Raw genomic sequence first — 22,766 nt, 5'->3', positions numbered from 1 at the left:
GGTTTCCTACAGCGGCCGTCTACTACAGCTGCGACCTACAGAGTGCCCTTGGTCGACGGCACACCGTGGACGCGCGGGTCGTCCTCGACGGCAGCACGCAGGGCACGGGCCACAGCCTTGTACTCAGCCTCGGTGATGTGGTGCGGATCGCGCCCGTAGAGACAGCGAACATGCAGCGCAATACGGGCATTTAGGGCGAAGGACTCAAAGAAATGCTCATTGATAACCGTTGCGTAGTGACCACCAATGACGGCAGTCAACATCTGCTCTGGTTCGCCAGTGCCAACGAAGTACGGGCGACCAGACACATCAACCACTGCGTGTGCCAGCGTTTCATCCATCGGGATATAGCAGTCACCAAAGCGACGAATACCAGACTTGTCCCCCAACGCCTGGGCGAAGGCCTGCCCCATCACAATGCCGGTATCCTCCACCGTGTGGTGCGCATCGACCTCGGTGTCGCCGTTGGCGTGCACAGTCAGGTCGAAGCTGCCGTGGGAGCCGAAAGCGGTCAACATGTGGTCGAAGAACGGCAGACCGGTCGAAATATCGGTCTTGCCGGTGCCATCGAGATTCACCGAGCAGACGATGCTCGATTCGCGGGTGGCGCGCTCGACACGGCCAACGCGCTCAGTGCGCTCTGCCTCCAGATGGTCCTTATCACTGAAGTGCATAAGTCAGATCTCTCCTTGTAGTGGGATGTACCGGCAGCATTTCGCTTAAGCCAGCGCGGTCGCTGCCAATTTCTTGGCCGCCGCCAGCAGCGCATCATTTTCGCTGGGCAGACCAATAGTGGCACGGAGACGACCGGGCACGCCAACATCGCGGATGAGTACTCCCTCGTCCAAGAAGCTCTGCCATGCCGTGGCGGCATCGGCGAAGCGCCCAAAGAAGACGAAGTTCGAGTACGAGTCAATCACGTCGTAGCCATAGCTGTTCAGGGCGGCTACGACGCGATCACGCTCGTCGGCAAGCTTTGCGACGGTCGACAGCGTCGCATCCGAGTGGCGAAGTGCAACCGTGGCAGCGGCCTGCGTCAACGTCGACAGGTGGTATGGCAGACGTACGAGCATCACAGCATCAATAAATGCCGGGTTAGCAACGAAGTAGCCGAGGCGGCCTCCGGCGAAGTCGAAAGCCTTGCTCATCGTACGGGAGACAACCAGCTTCGACGGGAACTCAGCCAGCAGCGTTGTCGCCGACGGCTCCTCAGTGAACTCGGCGTAGGCCTCATCGACAATGACGATGCCCGGCGCGGCTTCAATAATGCGGCGCAGGTCAGCGAGCGTGGTCAGATTGCCAGTCGGGTTGTTCGGAGTCGTGATGAAGATGACGTCAGGACGGTGCTCGGCAATGGCCGCGAGCGCACTATCCATGTCGATGTCGAAGGTCTCCGGGTCGCGGGCGATGCCGATGAACTCCGTCTGCGTGCCGGACGAGAGGATCGGGTGCATCGAGTAGCTGGGCACAAAGCCCATTGCGCTGCGCCCCGGCCCGCCAAATGCCTGCAGCAGCTGCTGGAGAATCTCATTGGAGCCGTTGGCGGCCCATACCTGGTCGACGGTGATGTCCACGCCGGTCTGGCGGGTGACATAATCGGCGAGTGCGCTGCGCAGTGCTACTGCGTCACGGTCCGGGTAGCGGTTGAGGTCAGAGGCGACCTTCTCCACTTGCGCCACCAGGTCGGCGATGAGGTCATCGGATGGCGGGTACGGGTTTTCGTTGGTGTTCAGGCGAACATCGACGTCGAGCTGCGGGGCACCGTAGGCTTCCTCGCCGCGCAGTTCGTCGCGCAGTGGCAAATCTGCCAGCGCCAACTTGGCTACCGACGGCTGTGGCTGATTCTCAGGCTGGTTGCTCATTAGTTGTTCCCCTTTTCTGCGCCATTGTCCTCAGAGCCGAGAAGCGTCTCAAAGCGGGCACGGATGGCCTCGCCGTGCGCTGGCAGTCGTTCTTCGTTGGCCAGGACTACTACGCTGTCGGCAACTTCCTTCAACGCGGCCTCGTTGTAGTCAATCATGTGGACCGACTTGAGGAAGGTGTGCGTTGACAGGCCCGAGGCGTGGCGGGCGGTGCCGGAGGTCGGCAACACGTGGTTAGAGCCGGCCGAGTAATCGCCCAGTGGCACCGGCGAGAAGCGACCGATGAAGATTGCGCCGGCATTGGTAATGCGTTCGGCATCGGCCTGCGCGTTTTCGGTGTGGATCTCGAGGTGCTCAGCGGCGTAGGCATCTGCAACCTGGATGCCGATATTCATGTCGTCGACAAGCACGATGCCAGACTGATCGCCGGTGAGCGCCTCGCGAACGCGGTCGGCGTTCATGGTGACCTCGTAGCGGTTTTCGACCTCGCGGTCGACGGTGGCGGCGAAATCGGCGTCGTCGGTGATAAGCACGCTGGCGGCCATGACGTCGTGCTCAGCCTGGGAAATCAGGTCGTAGGCGACGGAGACAGGATCAGCGGTGTTATCTGCGAGAATGGCAATTTCGGTCGGGCCAGCTTCGGCGTCGATACCGACGACCGAGCGGCACAGGCGTTTGGCGGCGGTAACGAAGATGTTGCCCGGACCGGTGACCATGTCGACCGGCTCGAGGCTCTCGTTTTCATCGCCGTATGCGAGCAGTGCGACGGCCTGTGCACCACCGACGGCCCACACCTCGGTCACGCCAAGCAGCTTGCAGGCAGCCAGGATGGTCGGGTGCGGCCAGCCGTCGTTGTCGGCCTGCGGCGGAGAGGCGACGACGAGGGACTCCACACCAGCTTCCTGAGCTGGGATGACGTTCATCAATACAGACGACGGGTAGACGGCGTTGCCCCCGGGGACGTAAAGACCGACGCGCGAAACCGGAATCCACTTCTCGCGGACAATGCCGCCGGGCAGAATTTCAACAGTCTTATCATTCGGCTTCTGAGCAGCGTGGAACGCGCGCACGCGCCCGATGGACTCCTGCAGAGCAGAGCGGACATCGTCTTCCAGCGCAGCTTCCGCGGCATCGATAACCTCCGCTGGAACGCGCATGGATGCCGGACGAATACGGTCAAACTTCTCGGAGTACTCCATCGCCGCTTCCACACCACGGACTGCCACGTCATCGACGACGGGTTTGACCGTGGGAATCATCGAATCAACGTCTGCCGCACCACGCGGCAACACTCGACGCAGAGTGGCGGTGGTGGGAGTCTGACCGCGAAGATCAATAGTGGACAACATAATTAATTAGTAACCGCCTATTCGCACGATGGATTCATACGTGAGCACTTCAGAGTGACAAAGAAATGACAACAAAGTATTGAAAATCTGGGTCAAAGCCAAAGACTTTATCCACGGTTTTCGCTACTATTCGCCCTTAAAGGCACCCTTGAGTATGAACTAAGCATATCTTTCTCACGTTAGGTTCATACCGATTGCCCCATTTAACCCCTCATACTGTGGCGCAAGTTAGCTCCGCCACAGTGCCCCATTACAGTGTTAAGGAAAGTAGTAACCAGTCGTAGAAAGGTCAGCTGTTGAACCAGGAAGGAAACAGCCCGGATTTGCCGGAGCTCGTCGCAGCCTATGCAGACGCGACCGCAGCCGACAATTCCCTGGCCACGCGCCAACTGGAATCAGTTTTCGCGCATCATTTCTACAACCCACAGCTCTTTTCTGACCCGGAAGCCCACGGCGTTACCGAACACGTCGGCGCGTTTTACCGCATAGTCCGCGAGGTCACCGAATCGCTCGGCATGATGACGGCTGCGCACGATGCCGCCCTGAACTGGATGGTATGGGCATCCGATAACGACAACGTCCCGGAGTACTGGCGCGCCCGGGCACGGCTGGCCGCGGACGAAGCCCGCCGCTACACCACCTTTATCGCCGATGGCCCCACCTCTGCTGCCGCAGAGACCGAAATCCCACTCATCGCACGCATGAGCAGGGAAATCACCTCGTACCGGGCACTCGTGCTTGCCGACGATCTGGATGCCCCAACCAGCAGTCACAGCGCGGTGACCACGGATGCGGATGGGCCGCGGCCGCAGGAATCGTCGGCAAGCGAAGAAGCGGAGGAGCCGTTTAGCCCACGCCAGTGGAAGAAGCGGGCGGCACTGACTGACGCGCTGATTCGGATTGCAAGCGCCCTGCGAAAGGTCAACCGCGAGGACTTGGCGCGGGAGCTGCACGAGATGATTCGTGCACTGCCGAATGAGGATAAGTTTGAGTCGATTGCGCTGGCGAAGACTCTGACGGAGGCATCACTGCTGCACCGAGCCGGGAAAGTCGTCGACGCAGCGCGACTTTGCGCCTCACAGCTCAATGCAATCGGTAACCGCTCCGTAATCGCGGGCCTTGAGCTGAGGCAGAATTTGGCACGGTACTCGATAGAGACCGGTAATAGCGATACCGCGTTCCGAATGCTGTCAAACAACGTGGCAGTCGCGGACCAGCACAGACTGGACACTGACTATATTCTCGCGGTTCGTGAGATGGCAGACATCAACTTCGAGGTGGCACACAACAAGCCCGATGCCGGGGAGATGCTGAAGCTAACTCAGCGCGCCCAGGATGTGTCGGCAGACTACCCCAACTGTGAAGTCACCATGGAAATCGCGCTGCTGAAGGCAACGGCACTGTACGAACTCGGAGATTTCCGTCATGCCGGCCAGGAAGCGGAGTCGGTTGCAAAGTGGTCTGAGCCTACCCAGGATGCCGCACGTACTGATTTTTCCTGTGCCATTGCGGCGGAATCGGCAGTCCAAGAGGGAAATACTGAGCATGCTGCAGTACTCTTCGACGCACTGGCCGATATTCGTGCCGGATACTCGTCCCCGATTTCGCCTGCGGAAACTCTGATGGATGCCGCACTATCACTCAGTAACGTGGGCGCCACAAGTGAGCTGACCGACCACCTGATGGAACGCTCACGTGGCTACGTGGTTGGGTCCTGGGAATCGGCCAAGTGGCACGAAGCACAGGCGCTGTTGTGCTGGTCTGTGTGGGACAACGACGGCGTGTACAAGTACGCCGACGAAGCTGCCGAGCTTTTCTTAGAAGCCCACGCCCCTGCCGACGCCGCCCGCACGCTGACTATCGCGGTGCGTGCTGCTGCTAGTGATAACAATGAGGAACGCGCCCGTCGGTTCGCGATTCGCATCGGCGACCTAGTCGGCCCGGATCACCCAGTGCGCGATGAAGTTCGTGGACTAATGCGTAGCTTTTCAAACCCGGATTAACAGCGCACCCGACTGCACAGGTCTGAAAAACAAGGCAGTTTTTGCATCTTCCCGATGCCACGGGCGAAGATAGTCCAATGGTCTGGTGGGAAGAAGAAAACTCTGAGTCTGGAATTCAAGTTGGCGATTGGGATGCCGGCATCGCTGCCGACTACGCGTCAGGGAATTCAGAAAACGCATCAGCAACGGAGAACTCGTCCGAACCCCTGGACTTTCCTCCCCTGCCCAATCCGCTGAAAGCATTGCCGGACTCACTTCCGGAGCTGCTGGTTATTTCCCGCAGGGCCGGTGCCACGCTCGACCACGTCACCAGTTGGCGCGCTGTCACCAAGTTCGCCCACACGCACTGGTTGGCCGACGCGCCTACCAACTCCCCCGATGTCGTTGGCGAATTCCACGCACTCAGGCACGCAGTCGCCGACCAACTGGAATTAGTAGAAGAAGCCGCTGCTGCACGCGCCGAGTGGCTGCGCTGGGCAACTGAGGCCAACATCCGCCCCGCGATCTTGCACGCACGCTCCTACGGAGCATTCGCCGAGGCAGAGGCCTTCATCGACGCCAACCCAGGTGATGCCATCACCGGCCGGCGCCCCGAGGACTCCGAAATCCCCGAGCTGATCAGTCTTACTAAGGACATCGTCGCCACCACTCCACAGCCCGGCGAGGCCTATTACTACCTGGTTAGCGCGGCTGTTGCCGGCGCCGCAGCATCGCTGGCGCGCCGGGCGGAAATCGCTGGTCAACTCTCTGAATGGTCCGCACGCTGGGCACCAAAGCGAAGCAGTTTCGACGACCGCAAGCTGTTGGAGGCGCAGCTCGCACACAGCCGTGGTGAGCTGCGCAGGGCCGCCCGCATCGCAGCCAGCGTCGCGGCAGCCCCTCAGTCGGAACCCGTCACCACGACGATTGAAGCACGCCAATTCCTGGCTTTCCTCTCTCTGGAAGCTGGTGAGGAAGCGGAGGCAATCCGCCAGCTACGCCCAATCGTGCAGGCTGGTCTCGATGCGGGACTCACGGTCGCGGTGCTTCGCAGCGTGCGTCTGCTCTGTGCGCTTCTCAACGCCCACGGCGATTTCGCGGAATCCGCCGACATTGCCCGCCGCGCGCTCGCCAGCGCCGAGGGCATGCCGGTCAACCCCATCACCATGGATATCCAGCTCGTTTTGGCCCGCAGTCTCCTCGATGCCGATGAGGTTGACGAGGCACTGCGCTTTGCCGAACCAGTTGCGCACTGGTCAGCATTTACTGCCGATGAAGAACGCACCGACGCGGCGTTTTCTATTGCCTCCACAGCCGCGGGGCTCGGCAATAATCCCCGCCAGGCGGCAAAGCTGCTCATCGAACACGGCGAGCACCTTGAACGCAACGGCGATACCAAGGGCGCTGCCAAGGCCTACCGTCAGGCTGCGCGTTCCATCATTCATGTCATTGACCTGGTCATTTCCGAAGAGGGCTCCGAATTCACCGGCGAGATTGTCTCTGAGGACGCTTCCGCCGCCATTGACCACACGCTCAACGAGGCTGAGGACCTTCTGCTGCGTTCTCAGAAGCTCATCTCCGACGACTGGTCACTCGCCGACTGGCACGACGATGCCGCCTACGTCTTCTACTCCGCTGGCCGCGACACGTTGGCTATCAACCATGTGGAAGCCGCCGCGAAGGGCTACCTGCAGTCCGGCGATGGCGAGGAAGCCGCCCGCGCGCTGCTGGCGGGGGTTCGCTACCGTCTCGACGCGGGTGATTCCGACGGAGCCGCCGCCTATGCTCGGCGCGTCGAAGAGCTTCTGCCCCGCGACGTGTGGGAAGGCCATCCTGTTCTCGATGCCCTTGACGTCATCATCATTCAGTCGCTTGACGACGAATACTAGCGCCCCGCCCACTTCGGTACTGGCGGTGACACAAAGTAGAGTGTTAGGTCATGACTACTTCTGGTGATTCCGCGACTTCTAGCCCGCAGCAGCTTTTCGACGCCGCCACGGCATTGGCTGAGGAAAACAACCTCTGGGAAGCAGCCCTAACTCTGATGCAGGGGTTCGAGGAACTCGGCGACAAGGCTGATGCCCCGCAGACCGACAGTCTGGGGCGCCCCATCCGTGGCTCTGCACCAAAGCTGATGGACAAGGCCGCGGATTGGTTGGATCTGCTGGATAACCTGGAAAAAGACGGCTTCGAGCCGACCGCGGACACCCCACCGCGCCACTTGCGCTGGGCGATGTGGCACACCTTGAACGGCCAGGCAGAGATTCGTCGAGGACATCAGGGGCGCGCCATTGATCACCTGGAGTTAGCGGCGGGACTTTTCCAGTCCGACAAGCTCAATATCCAGGCCGTGCCTCTGCTTGCACAAATTGCACAGTGCCACCTGCATTTGGGCGATGTCGGTGCTGCGGAGAAGGCGCTTTACCGCGCACAGGAAACCTGTGATGAGCAATCACGGGAGCGCTGGGGGTCGGCACTAAGCGAGATTGGGGCAGAGATCGCCCGTCGCCTGTAGGCGAAGCTACGAGGCGAAACCGGGGCTGATTCAGCTACTGCTCGTCGAAGTCGAGTCCGACATCGAACACCTTGGCCGAGTGGGTCAGCGCGCCCACAGCCAGGTAATCGACACCACAGGACGCGTACTCACGAGCCACATCGATGGTCAGTCCACCAGAGGACTCCAGCTGGGTGGCCGGAGAAATCTGCGAGCGGCGCTGCACCGCGATCTGGGTCTCCCAGACCTCGAAGTTGTCCAGCATGACGATGTCCGGCTTCATCGGCAGGATTTCATCGAGCTGTGCGAGGGTATCGACTTCCACCTCGCACGGCAGCTCCGGATACTGAGCCCGCACCCTCTTCAACGCACCGGACACGGAACCGACGGCCACCACGTGGTTGTCCTTAATCAGTGCCTCATCGCCCAATGCATAGCGGTGGTTAATTCCACCACCGCAGGTCACCGCATACTTTTCCAGGTTGCGCAGACCCGGCAGTGTCTTTCGGGAATCGCGCACCCGCGCACCGGTGCCAACGATTGCGTCAGCCCACTGGCGCGTCGCAGTAGCTACACCACTGGCGTGCGTGAGGATATTCAGCATTGTCCGCTCAGCAGTCAGCAACCCCCGAGTCGGCGCAGAAATCGTTGCCAGCACTGTGCCAGGACGCACCAGGGTGCCATCTTCAACGTGCTTTTCGACGGTGAACTCACCCGAGATGACCTCCTGCAGCGTCCACTCCACCGCATCGATAGCCGCGATAACGCCCTCTTGCCGGGCCACCAGCCGGGCGCGTGCCTGCGCAGCTGCCGAGACTGTCGACAGCGAGGTCACATCCGGCCCGAAGCTCATATCTTCCTGCAGTGCCGTCCGAATGAGTCCGCGGGTGATGTTTTCGTTCAGCACCCCGCGCAGAGTGTCCTTCTCAAGAGTCATGGCTAGCTAATCCCTGTCCTTTTCAAACCAAGTGTGGCACCCCAAAGTATATGGTCGTGCCAATGCCGCTTCGACAACTTTCCTTGCGGCTACGACCTGAACCGATTGCGGGAGCCGATCGATAACCGCCAAAGCCTGCCGCAAACTCTGCTCATTGCGCGTTACACCAGCACCTTCCTGCATCGCAGTCTGCAACCGGAAAAGCTGGCGCGGTTCCAGTTCCGGCCGTGGCTGCGGCAGGCCTTCAACCGCCGCTGCGAATTCCTCGTCCCCGACCGGCACAGCGTGTGTTTCAGCGACTTTTTCGGCCACCCGCTTGCCGACGACCAGTCCCTCCAGCAACGAATTGGAAGCCAACCTGTTGGCACCGTGCAGCCCCGTCGCGGAGCATTCGCCGGCTGCAAAGAGACCCAGCACGCAAGTTGCACCGAATGGGTCGACGGCAATACCACCACAGGTGTAGTGGACCGCCGGGGCCACGGGTATGAGGTCCTTGGTCGGATCAATCTCCGCTGCGGTTAGGCCCGCTGTAATCGTCGGAAAGCGGACGGCGAAGTTGTCGATGTGACGTGCGTCGAGGAAGACATGGTCCTCGCCGAGCTGGCGCATGCGAGTCGCGATGGCGCGCGAGACGATATCGCGCGGAGCCAGGTCCCCGCGAGGGTCAACGCCGGCGGTCACACTGTTTCCCCGGGAATCGACGAGGATGGCTCCTTCACCACGGACAGCCTCGCTGATGAGATGGCGTCGGCCGGTGCCGTCTGATGCCGAGCGCTCGTCATAGAGCACTGTCGGGTGGAACTGGATAAACTCCATGTCACGAATCTCCGCGCCAGCGTCGGAGGCCATGCCGATAGCCTCACCGCGGGCGCCCGAGGGCGCCGTGGTCGCGCGGTAAATATGCCCCACGCCACCGGTAGCCAGCAGAGTTGCACCTGCGCGAATAGCGCCGCCACCGCGGGGATCCGCTACCAGCGCCCCCAGCACGCGGCCGTCTTTGCCAACGATGAGCTGGCGCGCTGTAGCGTTCTGCAGTACTCGCACGCCGGTAACTGAGGCTTCTAGGGCGCGCTCAATTTCAGCACCAGTGGCGTCACCACCGGCATGAATGATGCGCCGCGCGTGGTGTCCGCCCTCTTTGGTGCGGGAATATACGGCCGGGTTATCCGGCGCCGGGTCAAATGTGCCGCCTAGCCCAATCAGCCACTCGGTCGCCGCAGCGCCGGCACGGATGATAGAAGCCACGGCCCCTTCATCGCAGTGGCCGGCACCGGCATCGATGGTGTCCGCGATATGGGAATCAGTGGTGTCGTCGAACCCATTGGCCACACGGCCGCTGGGGTCGTCGTCAAGCCCGACGACCGCGAGCCCGCCCTGTGCGAGATTCGTGGCGGCATCGGCGAAACGCAGCTGTTTGCGGGCACCGACCCGCCACTCGACGCTGTCGATAACCAGCACGTCGAGGCCGAGCTCAAGGGCCCTACGCGCAGCACTGAGCCCTGCGACTCCCCCGCCGATGACGAGGAAGTCACACGTCAGTGTCCAACTGTCGAATGATGGGCGCAGACCAAACGTGTTACTCGCCCCCGCCTGGATTACCGATGGCGATCATGCGCTCGACCGAGGCGCGCGCCTTGTCGGCGACCTCAGGGGCGACGTCGACCTCATCGGTGCCCTCAACGAGGCAGCGCAGCAGAGCCGCCGGGGTGATGAGCTTCATGTACGAGCAGGAAGCGCGGTCGTTGACTGGCTCAAAGTCGACATCCGGTGCGGCCTTGCGCAGCTGGTGGAGCATGCCCACCTCAGTGGCCACGAGCACCTTGCCGTTGGGCTCGTTCTCCTTCAGCTTCTGCGCCTCGGTCAGCATCTCGCCGGTGGAGAGCATCTGCACGCGCTCCGGCTCAATAGTGCCTTCACCCGCGAGGTAAATCGCAGAGTTCGCGCAACCGCACTCCGGGTGGATGAACAGCTGCGAATCGGCGTTCTCCTCCGCGCGGTGCGCGAGTTCCTCACCGTTGATGTTGGCGTGGACGTGGCACTCACCAGCCCATACCTTGATGTTGTCGCGGCCGGTCTCACGGCGAACGTGTGCGCCGAGGAACTGATCCGGGTTGAACAGGATCTCTTGGTCTTCCGGGATGGACTTGACCACGTCGACGGCGTTGGAGGAAGTACAGCAGATGTCGGTCAGAGCCTTTACGTCTGCCGTGGTGTTGACGTAGCTGACCACCAGTGCGCCGGGATTCTCAGCCTTCCACTCGGCCAGTTCGTCTGCAGTGATGGAGTCCGCCAGGGAGCAGCCGGCGCGCTCGTCCGGAATAAGGACAGTCTTCTCAGGGCTCAGAATTTTGGCGGTTTCCGCCATGAAGTGGACACCACAGAAAACGATGACATCGGCATCGGTTTCCGCAGCGATGCGGGAAAGCCCGAGGGAATCGCCGGTGTAATCGGCAATATCCTGAATCTCCGGCAGCTGGTAGTTGTGCGCAAGAATTACGGCATTGCGTTCGCGGGCGAGGCGCTTAATCTCCTGAGCCCAGCGCTCATCTGCAATTACGCCACCGTAGCGGCCATCTTTATCGACTACCGATTCATACAGATCCGATTCAAGGCGCGGCAGGCTGGAAGCATTGGCCGCAAGGCTGGTATTCACGGAAAACTACGTCCTTACTTCAATGGGCTGTGGCTACGACCGGAGAAAACGCCGTCACCGTTACCGGCAACGATCCCCGGAGGCATTCGCAGCGGACTCAAACGGGCAAGTGCAAGAGACCTAAGCTCGCCACACAATATCGAAAATGCCCCTAAAACGGGGCGAATACCGGCATCGAGGACGAGCCTATTTCCCAAAATTGTAAGGCTTGTATAAGCCTATTTCCCAATAACTACCCCTGTTCAGTAGGAAGTAGTGCTTTACGACGGCCCCCGCGCAGAACCTCACTGTCTCACTTAGTGACCGAATCTGCGTCCGTAGCATTGTCCGCAGCGCTCTCGTTGCCTTCCGTGAAGTCCGTTTGGAACAACACCCGGGACCACAGTGCGAGCATGGCAACCAGTGGCGCGACCAGCAGTGCTACATAGGTTTTGAAGTCCGGAATCACCGCGAACTTATCGCCCGGCTGCATTCCCGCCAGATCCGGCTGGAGCAATGCCGCAACCGACTGACCGACAAGGTACGTCACTGCTGCGCTCATCAACGCGGAGAAACCTGCCCATCCAATTGCTGTGAGCATCTGTGCAGGGGTCGTGATGGCACGGTTTCGGAAGGTAGTGATTCCCAGCACCAGGCCGCTGAGGGCAGTGACAGCAACAAACCAGAGCAGCCCAATAAAACCAGCGTCAACGGTTTCCTGAATAATCGCTAGTTGGTTATTGGGGAGCATTTGCACTTGCTGCTTGGGTCGCAGAAACGCCCAGGCCACTCCCGTTATCGCTCCCGTTACAACGGAGAAGAGAACAATACCCGAGGCCATTGCCACGCTCTGCTTTTCAACGTGTGGGACTCGGGTATTTTTCATAGTCATAGTTGACAAACTTACCTCACGGCGCACATCCAGTACTAGCGTGCCCGAATGGCGCACTAGCACAACCAGCACCTTTTATCGCTGCTCCAACATAACGGAGTCCACTTCGCCGTGGCGCGAGCACTTTGCAGTCCAGCCGTCCGGACGCACCTGCACCACCATCCGACGTCCACAGAGCTGGCAGAACCGAGGTGCCTCCAATCCAGCTTTTGCACCATAAGAGCGTTCGCGCACTTCACCAGCTTGGAGGTCGGCGCCGGTAAAAGGATCGAACTTGGGCTCGTCTCCCAGCACCATGGCCTGGAGCAGCTCCGTGGAGTCGACTTTCTTACCCCGCGTCGCACGCGGGCTAGATGGCCGAGGCTTAGACAGTTGCATTGAGGGCCTTAATTGGAAGTCGTACCTTGCCAAGCATGTCCAGATCCTGCTCCGCCGGACGACCGAGCGTAGTCAGGTAGTTGCCGACAATGACAGCGTTGATACCGCCGAGCAGCCCCTTTTCTGCACCCAGGTCTCCCAGGGTGAGCTCACGACCACCAGCAAAACGCAAGATAGTCTTCGGCAGTGCCAAACGGAAGGCACCGATGGCACGCAGTGCATCCTTAGCTGGCATCGGCTCGCGACCGGCGAACGGAGTGCCCGGGCGCGGGTCGAGGAAGTTCATCGGCACCTCGGTCGGGTTGAGCGCCGCCAGGTCCTGAGCAAACTCAGCACGCTGCTCAAGGGTCTCGCCCATACCCAGGATGCCGCCACAGCAGACTTCCATGCCAGCTTCGCCGACCATGCGCAGGGTGTCATGGCGCTCTTCCCAAGTGTGGGTGGTCACGACCTGCGGGAAGTAGCTCTTGGCGGTCTCAAGGTTGTGGTTGTAGCGGTGAATACCAGCCTTGGCCAGGCGATCCACCTGTTCCTGCGTCAGAATGCCCATCGATGCGGCCACATTAATGTCAACCTCTGCCTGAATGGCGGCGACGGCCTGTTCCATCTGGCTGAGCAGTCGCTCATCCGGCCCCTTTACTGCAGCAACGATGCAGAACTCAGTCGCACCAGACTTTGCAGTCTGCTTGGCGGCGTCCACCAGAGCCGGGATATCCAGCCATGCCGAACGTACCGGAGACTCGAACAGACCCGACTGCGAACAGAAGTGGCAATCCTCTGGGCAGCCGCCAGTCTTCAACGAGATAATGCCTTCAACCTCGACCTCTTCGCCGCACCACTTCAAGCGCACCTCATGAGCCAGCGCCAGCAGTTTCTCGATGCTGTCGTCGTCGAGGTTGAGAACCGCCAGGGTCTCCTCGTAGTTCAGCCCCTCTCCGCGGGCGAGCACCTTTTCGCGGGCGAGTTCCAAAATGTCCTGCTGCTGTTGAGTCATGGGGGGGTGACGCTCCTTGAGGCTGGGGATAAAACTTGAACACCGTTTCAGAAGTTGTACAGTTATCAAACTTAATACCGCAGCTACAGAATGTCGAACAGGGTTCAATTCCCGTCGTGTCGCGGATTTACGCTCCCCATTTCAGCCTTGAGACATCTTCCAGATGATTCTTCTTTCGTCTACGGTAGGCAGTGTGCAATTGACCAAGGACATCATTGTCGACGCAGCTCTCACCATTCTCAACGAGTACGGACTCGGCGATCTCACGATCCGCCGCCTGACTCGCCACTTGGGTACCGCCGCTGGCGCAATGTACTGGCACTACCCTTCCAAGCAGGCACTGCTGGGCGCCGTCGCTGACCGCATCTTGGCTCCCTGCACAGAGTTTTCCGCCACAGGCGATTGGCGTGCCGACATCGAAGCCGTCGCCGAGCTGCTCTACTCCTGCCTCACCGCTCATCGGGATGGCGCCGAGGTCGTCTCGGCCGCGCTCGCTACGGGCACCGCCACGATTCGCCCCGAACAACTGCTTGCCGACGTCCTGGAGAACGCATCCGAAACCTCCATCAGCACCCCATCAGCGGCTGATACCGCGTCTGTCCTCGTGTACTTCATTCTCGGTGCGACAGTCGACCAGCAGACAGCCATCGCGCTTAATCTAAATGGCGCCAAGGGCGTTTCCGACAATGGTGATGCCAGTGGCGAGAACACCGCCGGTAAGGACGCTGAGGTCGAGATTTCCTCTGAAGATACGGCTACACAGACAAAAGAGCTCGGCCGCCAGCGCATTGCACTGGGAACCGAGCTCTTTATCGCCGGAATTGCGGGGGTTGCGGAGACTAAGGGGATTGCAGGTCAGTAAGCCCCGCTGAAACAATCACGCTCACGGTCAAGCCCCGGCGCTAGAGCACCAGAGCTGCTACCCAACCAGCTGCCAGCAGCGGCAGGTTGAAGTGCAGGAAGGTCGGAATAACCGAATCGCGAATGTGGTCGTGCTGCCCGTCGGCATTGAGACCCATCGTCGGGCCGAGCGTCGAGTCCGATGCCGGCGAACCAGCATCACCTAGAGCACCTGCAGTACCAATGATGGCGACGGTAGCCATCGGCGAGAAGCCCAGCGACAGACACAACGGCACATAGATGATGGCGATAATCGGCAACGTCGAGAAGGACGAACCAATACCCATCGTGACCACCAGACCAACGACCAGCATGGCGAATGCAGCGGCAGGCTTGTTGCCCGCAAACAGCTCTGCAGTAGCGGTCACCAGCGGCTCGATCTGGCCGGACTCCGACATCACCGAGGCGAAGCCCTGTGCAGAAATCATGATGAAACCAATCAGGGCCATCATCTTCATACCGGCGGTGAACACGTCGTCCGCCTCACGCCAGCGCACGGCGCCGGTGAACATGAAGATTGCCAGACCAGTGAGTGCACCAATCAGCAACGGATCGGCATCGGTCTCCATAGAATTCATCACAATCTGGACGACGAAAGTCACCACGATTGCAACGAGAGCAACGATAACTCGGTACTTCGACACCGGTTCGTCAGACTGGGTTTCTGCGTGTGAGGACTGGGCAATCGGCCGATCTTCGTAATGCCGCGGCTTCCGGTAGGAGAAAAATACGGCAATGGCCAGACCGGCCAGCATGCCGAGAGCCGGGATGCCCATCGTCATCATGATGTTGATATTGGAAACATCAAGGCCAGCATTCTCGATGTTCCCCAGCAGGATGTCGTTCAAGAAGATGGAACCGAATCCGACCGGAACCCACATGTAGGTGGTGACCAAACCGAAGGTCATCACACTGGTAATCATTCGACGGTCGATGTTGAGGCGGTTAAATACCGGCAACAGCGGCGGAATAATCAGCGGGATAAACGCAATGTGAACTGGGATGAGGTTCTGCGACATGATCGCCATGGCCAAAATGCCGGCGACCATGCCCCACTTGGTCCATGCCTCTGCCTTAGATTTAGCGCCTTCATCCTCCGTGCCGATCTTGGCAATCAGCCAATCGGCCAGCAGTTTGGGCAGCCCGGAGGATGCCACTGCCATGGCAAAGGCACCCAGCATGGCATAGCTCAGGGCAATCTTCGCACCACCAGAGAGGCCTTCCTGGAAGGCAACCATTGTGGCATCGAGCCCCATACCGGCGGAAAGACCACCGACTAAGGCGCCAATAAACAGCGCTAGCACAACGTGTACCCGGCAGACCGCCAGGATTAGCATCACCAAAACGGCGAGAAGAACGGCATTCATAAGGAAAATATTAAGGCAACCTTAAGTATTTCCAGCAACCGGGGCTAGAAAGATTTCACCCCAAAATCTTTACACCCCGGCTAATGCGGCTAATCAATCGAGACGAGTCCCTGGCCGCCCTGCACTGCGTCGCCGACTTCAACATGAATAGAGCCGACGGTGCCTGCAGCCGGGGCCGTAATCTCGGTTTCCATCTTCATTGCCTCGAGAATGAGCAGCACCTCCCCAGCCTCAATCTTCTGGCCTTCCTCGACCAAAATCTTGCTGACCGAACCTGCCAGTGGCGCCACCACCGAATTGGCGGAGACACCCGAGACACTAGCGGTGGCCGGCTCAACGGAAGCGCTCGACGATCCACCCAACACGATGGGCGAAAGACGCTTGGGCTCCTCAACTACTTCAACGTCGACATCGTAGGCAATGCCGCCGACAGTCACTTTCAATTTCATGGCTCAACAATCCTCACGTAACAAAAGTCAATGAGTCAGACTCAATTAAGTCGGTTATCGAAAATTTCCAACTAACGCAGGTTGCGCTGCTGCTGGATCTGGCGTCCCTGCGCAGCCCACGTCTTATGGCGGTTGTATCGAATTGCCTTCACCTTGCCGCGATTGCCCAGGTACGCAGACACCGCTGCCGAAATGGCGATGACAGTATCCTCGGGGATATCTGCGTCCACGCGTTTGCGCAGTTCAGCCAACTCGCTCTCTGCCTGATTCAGTCGTGCCGTGGCCTTCTGCAAGCTTGTCGAGGTCGCATCCAACCGGTCGGTCAGTTCAGCGACGAGCGCTCGCAGCTCCTTAATCTCACCGATGCCGTCAGACATTACTGTGGCCCCAATCCGTGCTTCTTGGCCGGGCGAACCTCGCGCTTGTTACGCAGAACCGACAGTGCGTCAGCCACACGCAGGCGGGTTTCCGCCGGGTCAATCACGTCGTCGACCAGTCCGCGCGAGGCGGCGACATACGGCGTCGAGAAGCGTGTCTTGTATTCGGCGATACGCTCGTCGCGCACGCGCGCCTGCTCTTCCTCGTCGCCCGCGGCGGCAATTTCCTTTCGGAAGACCACGTTGACCGCGCCCTCTGCGCCCATCACCGCAATTTCCGCGGTCGGCCATGCGAATACGTAGTCCGCACCGAGGTCCTTCGAGCACATCGCCAGGTACGCACCGCCGTAGGCCTTACGCATGACGACGGTCACCTTGGGCACAGACGCTGCGGAGTATGCGTAGAGCATCTTTGCGCCGTGGCGGATGATGCCGCCATGCTCCTGGGTGACGCCCGGCATGAAGCCAGGAACGTCAACCAGGGTGACCAGCGGGATGTTAAAGGCATTGCAGAAGCGGATGAACTTTGCGCCCTTGTCCGAGGAATTGATGTCCAGCACACCGGACATCACGTTCGGTTGGTTGGCGACAAAGCCCACGGTACGGCCCAAAACTCGACCAAAGCCGACAACCAGGTTGGTGGCAAAACCCGCCTGGCACTCGAGGAAATCGCCATTGTCGGCGATACGGATGATGACCTCGCGGACGTCGTAGCCCTTCTTGCCATCGACGGAGACGATGTCGCGGAGCTCTGGATCCGGCTCGGCGTCGAATACCGGATCCACGATTGGCGGCTCTTCCGTGTTGTTCTGTGGCAGGAAGCTTAAGAGCTTCTGCGCAATCAGGATGGCCTGCTCGTCATCGTCGGCAACGAAGTCAATATTGCCGGCCTTGGCCATGTGCGCATCAGCGCCACCGAGCTGCTCGGAGGTGACTTCCTCGCCGGTCACAGACTTAATAACGCCCGGGCCGGTGATGAACATCTGTGCCTTGCGAGTCTGAATGATGAAGTCGGTCAGCGCTGGCGAGTAGGCAGCGCCACCAGCACATGGGCCTGCAATGATGGAGATCTGCGGCACCAGACCGGATAGCCACACGTTGTTGTAGAAGACCTGGCCATAGCCCGACAGAGAGTCAATCCCCTCTTGAATGCGAGCACCACCGGAGTCGTTGATAAACACGAACGGAGTGCCGTTGTCGGCAGCAGCGCGCATGGTGGCCGCAACCTTGCGGGACTGCGTTTCACCAGCGGAGCCACCCATGACCGTGAAGTCCTGGGAGGCCACGTGCACTGCCCGGCCGAGAACCGCGGCAGTGCCGGTGACCACACCGTCGGCAGGCGCGTCGGCAGTATCCATGCCGAAGTCGGTGGTGCGGTGAGTCATGAACATGCCGGTTTCACGGAAAGTGCCCTCGTCGACGAAGTTGTCGATACGCTCGCGGGCAGTCATCTTCCCACGTTCGTGCTGCTTGGCCTGGCGGGCTTCACCGCCACCGGCCTCAACACGGCGACGCTGAGCATCCAAAAAATCCAGGCGCTCCGCCATCGAGGCATCGACTCCCGGCGCGACGGCATCCGCCGAATTCGGCTGGTTTGCTGAACTTTGCGACATTGCTATCTCTTCTCCCGATGTTCCTAGGCGGGTTCCACCTGGACGGTCTGTGAGCGACCGCCAACGGTAACCTTGTAGCGAATTGGCTCGCGAATGACATTGGCAGCACCAGAGGCCTGCTCCGCCTCGCGCTTGAGCTGTTCGGCAGTCTTACCGACGTTCTTCGGCCCTTCGCCGCGCGTGGTGAAGAATCCCGGTGCGACGGATGGGAACAGTGCGTTGGTCAGGACGTCTTCGGCGGTGCCGTTGTAACCGTCGAGCTCCTTGGCCTGCTCGACCAGGTCGTCCCACTCTGGCTCGAGAAGATCAGCCGGGCGAACCGTGATTTCTTCCTTCTTGGTCTGTTCCGCTGCCTGCTTAATCAGCTCTGGGTTGCGCTCACCCGGGCACTGCCCGTAATAGCCGAGCATGAGGTCAGCGAACTCAGCCGTCATAACCTTGTAGCGTCCCATCAGCACGTTAAACACAGCTTGCGTGCCGACGATCTGCGAGCTCGGAGTCACCAGCGGCGGGTAACCGGCGTCCTTGCGGACAATCGGTACTTCACGCATGACCTCTTCGACGCGGTCGCCCGCGCCCTGGGCCTTGAGCTGGTTTTCCATGTTCGACAACATGCCGCCGGGGATCTGCGACATGAAAATGTCGGTATTGACCAGGGTTTTCGACTCGAACTCTGCGTACTTCGGGCGCACCTTGCGGAAGTGGTCACGAATGGTGATCAGGTTATCCATGTTCAGGTCGGTGGTGTAGTCGGTTCCCTCCAACATTTCCACCAGCGACTCGGTCGGGTTGTGCCCCGGGCCCAGCGACATCGACGAAATTGCCGTGTCCACGACATCCGCACCAGCTTCGATGGCTTTCATCAAAGTCACCATCGTGACACCGGTGGTCGAGTGACAGTGGACGTTAATCTGGGTGTCCTCGCCGTAAGTTTCCTTGATGCCGCGGATGATGTCGTAAGCCGGCTGAGGTTTCAGCAGCGCTGCCATGTCCTTCAACGCAATGGAGTCCGCCCCCATATCCAGTAGACGACCAGCGAGCTTAACGTACCCGTCGACGTCGTGAAGCGGAGACGTCGTATAGCAGATCGTGCCCTGCGCATGCTTGTCGACGTTCTTGACCGCGCGCATGGCGTGCTCGAGATTGCGTGGGTCGTTGAGCGCGTCGAAAACACGGAATACGTCCATACCGTTTTCAGCGGACTTCTCGACGAACTTGTCAACCACCATGTCCTCGTAGTGGCGGTAACCGAGAAGATTCTGGCCGCGCAGCAGCATCTGCAGGCGACTGTTCGGCATCAGCTTGCGGAATGTCCGCAGGCGCTCCCAGGGATCTTCATTAAGGAAGCGGATGCAGGCGTCAAAGGTTGCGCCGCCCCAGCACTCCACACTCCAAAAACCGGCCTTGTCCATTTCTTCACAGACATCGACCATGTCTTCCATAGCCATTCGCGTTGCCATGAGGCTCTGATGAGCGTCTCGGAACGCTACTTCCGTTACACCAATGGTTCGTGGACTCATAACTCCAAAAGTAAAGGCCTTTGGGGATCTTCGCGCGTTGGTGACCGCGAATATTGGGGATTCGGCGCCCGCCAAGGTGCGTTTAGAGTGTCAAATTGCCCACTTGCAGGGTTAAATACTTATTTTCACGCGAAGTTTATGCTCTTAATCGTTCGACTCGAATTTTTCCTTGGGGGTCGTTTTTGCGAATTGCGCTCGACAGATGGGACGGATGGCGCGCCCACACGGGACCGAAAAAGGCTCATGTTTTTTACAAAACGGTTAAGGTAGTCACATGAACCAAGCAAATACAGTCGGCGATTATCAAGTATGGCCGGGTGAGCCTTACCCGCTCGGATCTACCTACGACGGCGCTGGCACCAACTTTGCACTCTTTTCCGACGTTGCGGAAAAGGTTGAGCTTTGTCTGATTAGCGCCGAAGGCGAAGAAACACGCATTGAGTTGGAAGAAGTCGATGCGCATATCTGGCACTGCTACATCCCGTCCATCATGCCGGGCCAGCGCTACGCCTACCGCGTACACGGCCCATTCGATCCGGCCAACGGTAAGCGTTGCGACCCCAACAAGCTGCTGGTCGACCCATACGCCAAGGCTTTCGACGGCGAATTCGACGGTCACCCATCACTGTTCAACTATGACATTCATGACCACTCGAAGCGCAACACCGAGGACAGCCTGGGACACACCATGACCTCCGTGGTCATCAACCCATTCTTCGACTGGGGCGCTGACCGCGCACCTCGCACGCCGTACAACGAGACCGTGATTTACGAGGCCCACGTCAAGGGCATGACCATGACTCACCCGGATATTCCGGAGGAGCTACGTGGTACCTATGCCGGTCTCGCGCATCCGGCGATTATTGACTACCTCAAGGACCTTGGTGTCACGGCTATCGAACTGATGCCGGTCCACCAGTTCCTCCAGGACGACCACCTGCGCGAAAAGGGGCTACGCAACTACTGGGGCTACAACACCTTCGGTTTCCTAGCACCACATCAGGACTACTCGGCTTCCCAAAAGCCAGGCGGAGCAGTCAGCGAGTTCAAGGGCATGGTGCGCGCATTTCACGATGCCGGCATTGAGGTTATCCTCGACGTGGTCTACAACCACACCGCCGAGGGCAACCACATGGGCCCAACCATCTGCTTCCGAGGCATCGACAACGAGGCCTACTACCGCCTGGTCGAAGGCGATCGCCAGCACTACATGGACTACACCGGCACCGGTAACTCCCTGAATGTGCGCCACCCGCACTCGCTGCAGCTCATCATGGATTCGCTGCGCTACTGGGTCTCCGAGATGCATGTCGACGGCTTCCGCTTCGATTTGGCATCCACCCTGGCTCGAGAATTCCACGATGTGGATCGCCTCTCTGCCTTCTTTGACTTGGTGCAGCAGGATCCGATTGTCAGCCAGGTCAAGCTCATCGCAGAACCGTGGGATGTCGGCGAAGGTGGCTACCAGGTCGGTAACTTCCCACCGCAGTGGACTGAATGGAACGGTAAGTACCGCGACACTATCCGCGACTTCTGGCGCGGTGAGCCATCCACGCTCGGCGAGTTCGCTTCACGTATCACCGGTTCCTCGGACCTGTATGCAAACAATGACCGCCGCCCAACTGCGTCGATTAACTTCGTGACCGCGCATGACGGTTTTACTCTCAATGACTTGGTCAGCTACAACGAGAAGCACAATATGGCCAACGGCGAGGACAACCGCGATGGCGAGTCCCACAACCGTTCGTGGAACTGCGGTGTGGAAGGCCCGACCGACGACGAGCGCATCATTTCGCTGCGCGCTCGCCAGCATCGTAACTTCCTGACCACTCTCCTGCTGTCCCAGGGCACTCCGATGATTAGCCACGGTGACGAAATGGGACGTGGCCAGAAGGGCAACAACAACGTCTACTGCCAGGACAACCGTTTGGCCTGGGTCGACTGGAATCAGACTCGTACCAACTCTGAACTGGTCGAATACACCCAGTTCCTGACTGAGCTGCGTGCGGAACACCCAGTCTTCCGACGCCGCCGCTTCCTGCGCGGTGGCCCGCTCGGTGCGGAAACCGACGATCGTGACATTGCCTGGCTGACCTATGAGGGTCGTGTCATGACGACCGATGACTGGAACTTCGACTTCGGCAAGTCGTTGATGGTCTGGCTCAACGGCGATGCCATCACTGAGCCTGACCGCCGAGGTCACAGGATTGAGGATGACTCCTTCCTGCTGTGCTTCAACGCCCACCACGAGGACATCATGTTCCAAATTCCGGGCACCGAATACGCACACAGCTGGGAAGTCATCATCGACACCACAGAGATCACGGGTCGCCCGACCCGCGAGCGCATCGTTGAGCCAGAAGGCGAGCTCCGCGTGCCAGCCCGTTCTACCATCGTGCTGATCGAGCGACACTAGCCGCGTCCGCGTTGGGTGTAGGGGCCTGGGCCTGGGTTGGTTCCTACACAAAAATCCCCTGTCGGCGGAAGGCTTTTCTTCCACTGACAGGGGATTTTCGGCTCTGAGTTCAACTCAAAACAGGGTTTGGGTCAACACAGCACTGCGGGAGCCGAGCTGGCGTGAAGTCTTCTTACGCAGATGCGCGCATATTGAACTCCGCCTGAGAGTTCAACCAGTACTCCGGCTCGGTGTCAAAGTAGTCGGACAGTCGATTTGCGAGGTCAGTAGTGACCGCAGTGCGGCCGGTGCGAAAGCGCTCCAGAGTTGAGCTTGGCACGCCGATGGCAAGAGCCAGTCGGTAGATAGAGAGGTGTCGCGGCTCGAGGAAATTATCGTTCAAGATAGAACCAGGGTGCACAGGATGCGTGCTCAAAATGTTTACTCCTTATTTCATCGCTTCACTGGCATACGTTGTTTCCGCTTTGCCCTACGCTTGAGCTCGAAAGCTCGAACGACCAGTTACCGCCGTTCGTCGAAAAGTATAAGGAGCGCCCGCTCAAAATGCATCCGGACATTTAACCCCCCAAAACATGTGGTTTTCAGGGGTACAGACACCCCCACT

20 protein-coding genes are annotated in these 22,766 nt (G+C 59.6%); 5 read left to right on the top strand and 15 right to left on the bottom strand.

From position 1 onward, the window contains the following. Positions 1–35: 35 nt before the first annotated feature. Genes hisB through hisD form a run of 3 tightly spaced genes read right to left on the bottom strand, consistent with a single transcriptional unit; the run spans position 36 to position 3,211 of the window. Complete coding sequence (gene hisB, locus HMPREF2878_RS02430) at positions 36–674, bottom strand: imidazoleglycerol-phosphate dehydratase HisB (protein ID WP_005510321.1); 639 nt, start codon at positions 672–674, stop codon at positions 36–38. A gap of 45 nt (positions 675–719) precedes the next feature. Next, on the bottom strand, positions 720–1,862 hold the full coding sequence (locus HMPREF2878_RS02425) for a histidinol-phosphate transaminase (RefSeq protein WP_016422951.1): 1,143 nt from the start codon (positions 1,860–1,862) through the stop codon (positions 720–722). Continuing rightward, on the bottom strand, positions 1,862–3,211 hold the full coding sequence (gene hisD / locus HMPREF2878_RS02420; protein WP_016422952.1) for a histidinol dehydrogenase: 1,350 nt from the start codon (positions 3,209–3,211) through the stop codon (positions 1,862–1,864). The genes HMPREF2878_RS02425 and hisD overlap by 1 nt, the downstream gene beginning before the upstream one ends. A 296-nt stretch (positions 3,212–3,507) precedes the next feature. On the opposite strand from hisD, the gene HMPREF2878_RS02415 reads away from it, so the two are divergent. The 3 genes from HMPREF2878_RS02415 to HMPREF2878_RS02405 are packed head-to-tail and all read left to right on the top strand — an operon-like array spanning position 3,508 to position 7,708. Continuing rightward, positions 3,508–5,214: a hypothetical protein gene (locus tag HMPREF2878_RS02415; RefSeq protein ID WP_070652777.1), complete on the top strand. Its 1,707-nt coding sequence runs from the start codon at positions 3,508–3,510 to the stop codon at positions 5,212–5,214. 41 nt (positions 5,215–5,255) lie between these two features. Then, on the top strand, positions 5,256–7,082 hold the full coding sequence (locus tag HMPREF2878_RS02410) for a hypothetical protein (RefSeq protein WP_246821889.1): 1,827 nt from the start codon (positions 5,256–5,258) through the stop codon (positions 7,080–7,082). A gap of 50 nt (positions 7,083–7,132) precedes the next feature. Next, positions 7,133–7,708 (top strand): hypothetical protein, encoded by a 576-nt coding sequence (locus HMPREF2878_RS02405; RefSeq protein ID WP_048734664.1) that lies wholly within the window; start codon positions 7,133–7,135, stop codon positions 7,706–7,708. Between the two features lie 34 nt (positions 7,709–7,742). Here HMPREF2878_RS02405 and nadC read toward each other — a convergent pair whose 3' ends face one another. The 6 genes from nadC to bioB form a co-directional block, all read right to left on the bottom strand. Further along, a complete protein-coding gene (gene nadC / locus HMPREF2878_RS02400) occupies positions 7,743–8,624 on the bottom strand; it encodes a carboxylating nicotinate-nucleotide diphosphorylase (protein ID WP_048734667.1) in 882 nt (293 codons plus the stop codon). A gap of 6 nt (positions 8,625–8,630) precedes the next feature. Further along, on the bottom strand, positions 8,631–10,142 hold the full coding sequence (locus tag HMPREF2878_RS02395; RefSeq protein ID WP_246821891.1) for an L-aspartate oxidase: 1,512 nt from the start codon (positions 10,140–10,142) through the stop codon (positions 8,631–8,633). A 58-nt stretch (positions 10,143–10,200) separates the two neighbouring features. After that, on the bottom strand, positions 10,201–11,277 hold the full coding sequence (gene nadA / locus HMPREF2878_RS02390; RefSeq protein ID WP_070438948.1) for a quinolinate synthase NadA: 1,077 nt from the start codon (positions 11,275–11,277) through the stop codon (positions 10,201–10,203). A gap of 292 nt (positions 11,278–11,569) precedes the next feature. After that, on the bottom strand, positions 11,570–12,148 hold the full coding sequence (locus HMPREF2878_RS02385; RefSeq protein WP_070438944.1) for a hypothetical protein: 579 nt from the start codon (positions 12,146–12,148) through the stop codon (positions 11,570–11,572). Between the two features lie 75 nt (positions 12,149–12,223). Further along, complete coding sequence (locus HMPREF2878_RS02380; protein ID WP_070652774.1) at positions 12,224–12,526, bottom strand: biotin synthase auxiliary protein BsaP; 303 nt, start codon at positions 12,524–12,526, stop codon at positions 12,224–12,226. After that, entirely contained in the window at positions 12,513–13,520 is a 1,008-nt protein-coding gene (gene bioB / locus HMPREF2878_RS02375; RefSeq protein ID WP_049193982.1) for a biotin synthase BioB, read from the bottom strand. The genes HMPREF2878_RS02380 and bioB overlap by 14 nt, the downstream gene beginning before the upstream one ends. A gap of 193 nt (positions 13,521–13,713) precedes the next feature. Between bioB and HMPREF2878_RS02370 the strand changes: the two genes are divergently transcribed. Next, positions 13,714–14,382 (top strand): TetR family transcriptional regulator, encoded by a 669-nt coding sequence (locus tag HMPREF2878_RS02370; RefSeq protein ID WP_224783712.1) that lies wholly within the window; start codon positions 13,714–13,716, stop codon positions 14,380–14,382. Between the two features lie 40 nt (positions 14,383–14,422). Here the strand turns inward: HMPREF2878_RS02370 and HMPREF2878_RS02365 are convergent, their stop codons facing one another. The 5 genes from HMPREF2878_RS02365 to HMPREF2878_RS02345 form a co-directional block, all read right to left on the bottom strand. After that, positions 14,423–15,787, bottom strand: a complete 1,365-nt coding sequence (locus HMPREF2878_RS02365; protein ID WP_049193985.1) for a Na+/H+ antiporter family protein — start codon at positions 15,785–15,787, stop codon at positions 14,423–14,425. A gap of 89 nt (positions 15,788–15,876) precedes the next feature. Then, positions 15,877–16,236 carry a biotin/lipoyl-containing protein gene (locus HMPREF2878_RS02360; protein WP_016422964.1) on the bottom strand — a complete coding sequence of 120 codons (360 nt, stop codon included), beginning with the start codon at positions 16,234–16,236 and terminating at the stop codon, positions 15,877–15,879. Between the two features lie 71 nt (positions 16,237–16,307). Continuing rightward, complete coding sequence (locus HMPREF2878_RS02355) at positions 16,308–16,613, bottom strand: hypothetical protein (RefSeq protein WP_016422965.1); 306 nt, start codon at positions 16,611–16,613, stop codon at positions 16,308–16,310. Then, on the bottom strand, positions 16,613–18,226 hold the full coding sequence (locus HMPREF2878_RS02350) for an acyl-CoA carboxylase subunit beta (protein WP_070652773.1): 1,614 nt from the start codon (positions 18,224–18,226) through the stop codon (positions 16,613–16,615). The genes HMPREF2878_RS02355 and HMPREF2878_RS02350 overlap by 1 nt, the downstream gene beginning before the upstream one ends. 23 nt (positions 18,227–18,249) lie before the next feature. Then, a complete protein-coding gene (locus HMPREF2878_RS02345) occupies positions 18,250–19,746 on the bottom strand; it encodes a methylmalonyl-CoA carboxytransferase subunit 5S (protein ID WP_070652772.1) in 1,497 nt (498 codons plus the stop codon). A gap of 274 nt (positions 19,747–20,020) precedes the next feature. On the opposite strand from HMPREF2878_RS02345, the gene glgX reads away from it, so the two are divergent. Continuing rightward, positions 20,021–22,162: a glycogen debranching protein GlgX gene (gene glgX, locus HMPREF2878_RS02340; protein ID WP_048734718.1), complete on the top strand. Its 2,142-nt coding sequence runs from the start codon at positions 20,021–20,023 to the stop codon at positions 22,160–22,162. A gap of 172 nt (positions 22,163–22,334) precedes the next feature. On the opposite strand, the gene HMPREF2878_RS02335 is transcribed toward glgX, so the two are convergent. Further along, entirely contained in the window at positions 22,335–22,577 is a 243-nt protein-coding gene (locus tag HMPREF2878_RS02335) for a HigA family addiction module antitoxin (protein WP_005510305.1), read from the bottom strand. Positions 22,578–22,766: the final 189 nt, after the last annotated feature.

Source organism: Corynebacterium sp. HMSC065H09 (assembly GCF_001812845.1).
Classification (GTDB): Bacteria; Actinomycetota; Actinomycetes; order Mycobacteriales; family Mycobacteriaceae; genus Corynebacterium; species Corynebacterium jeikeium_D.
The sequence above is the reverse complement of the archived record's forward strand: the minus strand, read 5'-3'. Positions and strand labels throughout refer to the sequence as shown.